This window comes from Priestia sp. P5_B4, from assembly GCF_056400385.1.
This window is the reverse complement of record NZ_JBFULJ010000394.1, coordinates 1-3,463: the sequence shown is the minus strand read 5'-3', so window position 1 is coordinate 3,463 and position 3,463 is coordinate 1. Positions and strand designations below refer to the sequence as shown.

3 protein-coding genes are annotated in these 3,463 nt (G+C 34.9%); 1 reads left to right on the top strand and 2 read right to left on the bottom strand.

Annotation, left to right across the window (positions count from 1 at the left end; translation table 11 throughout):
- Window positions 1-195: 195 nt before the first annotated feature.
- On the top strand, window positions 196-1,188 hold the full coding sequence (locus AC1DRF_RS20015; protein ID WP_427670881.1) for a phosphotriesterase family protein: 993 nt from the start codon (window positions 196-198) through the stop codon (window positions 1,186-1,188).
- A gap of 231 nt (window positions 1,189-1,419) precedes the next feature.
- Here AC1DRF_RS20015 and AC1DRF_RS20010 read toward each other — a convergent pair whose 3' ends face one another.
- Both AC1DRF_RS20010 and AC1DRF_RS20005 read right to left on the bottom strand, forming a co-directional pair.
- Complete coding sequence (locus AC1DRF_RS20010; RefSeq protein WP_477741501.1) at window positions 1,420-2,742, bottom strand: MFS transporter; 1,323 nt, start codon at window positions 2,740-2,742, stop codon at window positions 1,420-1,422.
- 176 nt (window positions 2,743-2,918) lie between these two features.
- The gene (locus AC1DRF_RS20005; RefSeq protein ID WP_230184988.1) at window positions 2,919-3,413 is read right to left on the bottom strand and encodes a 2,4'-dihydroxyacetophenone dioxygenase family protein; all 495 of its coding nucleotides are present in this window, start codon (window positions 3,411-3,413) and stop codon (window positions 2,919-2,921) included.
- Window positions 3,414-3,463 lie beyond the last annotated feature (50 nt).

The window sequence follows — 3,463 nt, the reverse complement described above, 5'->3', positions numbered from 1 at the left end:
ACATAATATTCCTGTGAAAGATTTAACTTTTTAATATATATCCTTTGTAGGCTATACTCCATACTTACATTGTAAAAAGCAAGAATTTTAAAAGAGAAGTTAGCTTTTTTTCAGATTTAGTAATTTATAATTCTGATGATTTTTTATCATTTCGTAAAAGAATCATTAGAATTAATAAATAAGGAGGATCGTAAAATGGTATCTGTCAATACAGTTACTGGGAAAGTTGATAGCAAACAACTTGGTTGTACATTGGTTCATGAACATCTTCTTCTACGTTCTGATTCAGTGGCGATTCAATTTCCTCATCTCTATGATGATCAAAGCAATTTTTTGAAGGCTGTTGAACAAGTAAAAGCAGTTAAAAGTCAAGGAGTGCACACAATTTGTGACCCGACAGTAATGGGGATAGGTCGTGACATTCGTTTTATGGAAAGAGTAGCGTATGAAACGGAGATGAAAATCATTGCTGCTACCGGTATTTATTCCTATAATGATATTCCGCCGATTTTTCAAAATCGCGATATCAACTATTTGGCTGACGTGTTTATAAGAGATATTGAGGTAGGAATCCAAAATACATCAATTAAAGCAGGATTTTTAAAGTGTACAGCCGATGCCGCAGGAATTACAGAAGATCTCGATAAGGTTTTTCGAGCAATCGCTCGTGCTCAAAAAGTAACTGGAGTTCCTATCATGACTCATTCCCATCCTGAAAGTGGTAACGGTCTCAAACAAATGGATATATTTGAAGATGAAGGTGTCGATCCTAAATTTATCATGATTGGGCACTGTGGGGATACAGACAACATAGATTATATAACGCAGATATTAAAAAGAGGAGCATTCATTGGAATGGATCGCTACGGACAAGCACCACTACCTTATGAAAAGAGAAATACCACTCTAATTGAACTGATCAAAAAAGGTTTTGCTAATCGTATGTTCCTATCTCAAGACTATTGYTGCAGTTTTGATTGGTTTCCACCTGAACATGAATTTTTTAAAACATATCCTAAATGGTCAATGACTTTTCTTTTAGATGAAGTTGTTCCACAACTTCTAAATACAGGGGTGACAGAAGAACAAGTAAGAACAATGATGTATGATAATGTTCGCTGTTGGTTTGAAGGCACTTATGAATTACCAACTATAAATAGAGTGATTAAAGAACCTAATAGCATCTAAGTCCATACCTTAGCCTGATTCAGGCTAAGGTTATTATTTTGTCAAACTTTTTATTGAGAATAACCCATGGTGCTAGTTGGGCTTTAATACACAACTAGCATCATTTTTTGATTTTTTTACACTAACACTATAATTACAATTACGAAAGAGGCCCAAGTGCAAATTTGCACCAGAACCTCTTAAATTTCAATCATGACTTTTTCGAAAATTTTTCATCAAAATTATTTTTGTTTAGATTGTCTGTTTTATCTCATGATTATCCTCTTTTGCCTGACCTGCTCCTTTAAATTGTGAAACAGAAACAATGGCAATAACACAACAGAGAATGATGTACAGGCTGATCGGTGTTGTGCTTCCGAATTCATGCAAGAGAAAAAGGGAAATCATAGGAGCAATTCCTCCCCCAATAATAGAAGCCAATTGATAGGCCAATGATGCTCCACTATATCGAAGGTGAATTGGGAAATTTTCCGCAATCATGGCAGCCTGTGGGCCATATACCATGCCAGGACCTATACCTGAAATCGCAATAGCGAGAATGATTAAGGATGATACCCCAGTATTTAAAAGATAAAAGTAAGGAAATGCAAATAAGAGTGTAATTAAACTTCCGATAAAATATATTTTTCTGCGGCCGAATTTATCCGATAAATAGGCAGAAAGAGGAACAACAAAAAGATATGCAACAGAAACAAGTAAAACGGTATTCGTAAGAAATTGTTTGTCTAAATTAATTTGTTCCGTCCCGTAAGAAATAACGAAAGTTGTAAAGAGATAAAAAGGTACTTGTTCTGACAAACGAGAAAAGGCAGCTAGCATAATAGTTTTTGGATGTTCTTTAATAACCTCGAGAACAGGTCGCTTAGCTACAAGATTTTCTTCTTTCATCTTTGAGAATTGTGGTGATTCTTTAATACCTAGGCGAATAAAGAGACCGATCCCTATAAGTAAAATACTTATTAGAAAAGGAATTCTCCATCCCCATGACACAAAGTTATCTCCAGTAAAAAATATACAAAGTGAAACAACACATGTTGATACTAAAAGTCCAATCGGAACACCTAATTGAGTCATACTTCCCATTAATCCACGGTGTTTTTTAGAACTCCACTCTATAGAAAGGACAACTGACCCTCCCCATTCACCACCAACACCAATTCCTTGAATGAATCTTAATAATACGAGAAAAACAGACGCCCAAATACCAATGTTTTCGTAAGTAGGCACCAGGCCTATTAGTGTACTACTAATACCCATCAACAGAAGTGTGATAACTAGGGTTGCTTTTCGTCCGATTCGGTCTCCGTAATTACCAAATATCATAGCTCCAATAGGCCTGGCAAGGAACCCAATAAAAAGAGTTGTAAATGCCTGTAATACGCCGATATAAGAATCAGATTCTGGAAAAAATAGCTTTGGAAAAACTAACGCTGCCATAGTTCCATATAGAAAAAAGTCATACCATTCAATAGAGGTTCCTACAATACTTGCAATCGCTGCTTTTTTTACTTGTTTTTTACGAAGAACTTCATCCTTTTTCTCTCGGAAATCCATTTTATACCCCCAAAAAAATAATATAGAAAGCGTTTTCAACTGGTGATACAGATGTGTTATTCTATGTTTTTTATTAAAATTATGTTAAACAGAATGTGTAATTTCTAGCTCATTCAAATAAAATGAATGAGCTAGAAATTATTTAAACAGCAATATTATTTCAAAAGCGATCATAATTAAAAAGTTAAATCTTTCACAGGAATATTATGTTCTTCACAGTAGTCAAAGTATTTTTTCATTCTATAGAAAATATCATCCTGTAAGATGACATTTCCATCTTTATCGAAATATTCAATGACTCCTCCTAAATTGAAAAGRGTAATCATATCTTCTCCTTTATCCACTACTAAGGTATGGATATCACCTGGTGGTTCATAAACAAAAGTACCTGGCTTGGCTACCCARTCTCTTTCTAAATATCTCCAGGTCCCTTGAAGTGTGTAGGCCAACACAGTCCCCCCCGTATGYCGGTGTCGTGCGTTGCCTTTACCTGCTTTAAATTTTGAAATATGAATCCAGTTACCTGTTGTTAAATCAAATCGGACCGGCTTAAACCAGACACCGTCTGCTTCCGTAAAAGTTGGTACCCAAGGGATTTCATTCACATCAATAGCTTGATCTGGTAAATTATATTTCTCCGTAAACGCATTTAAATCTAATGTTGTTGACACRTTTATTCCTCCTAATTAATCACATTTTGACAATATGTTTTGTCATTTAT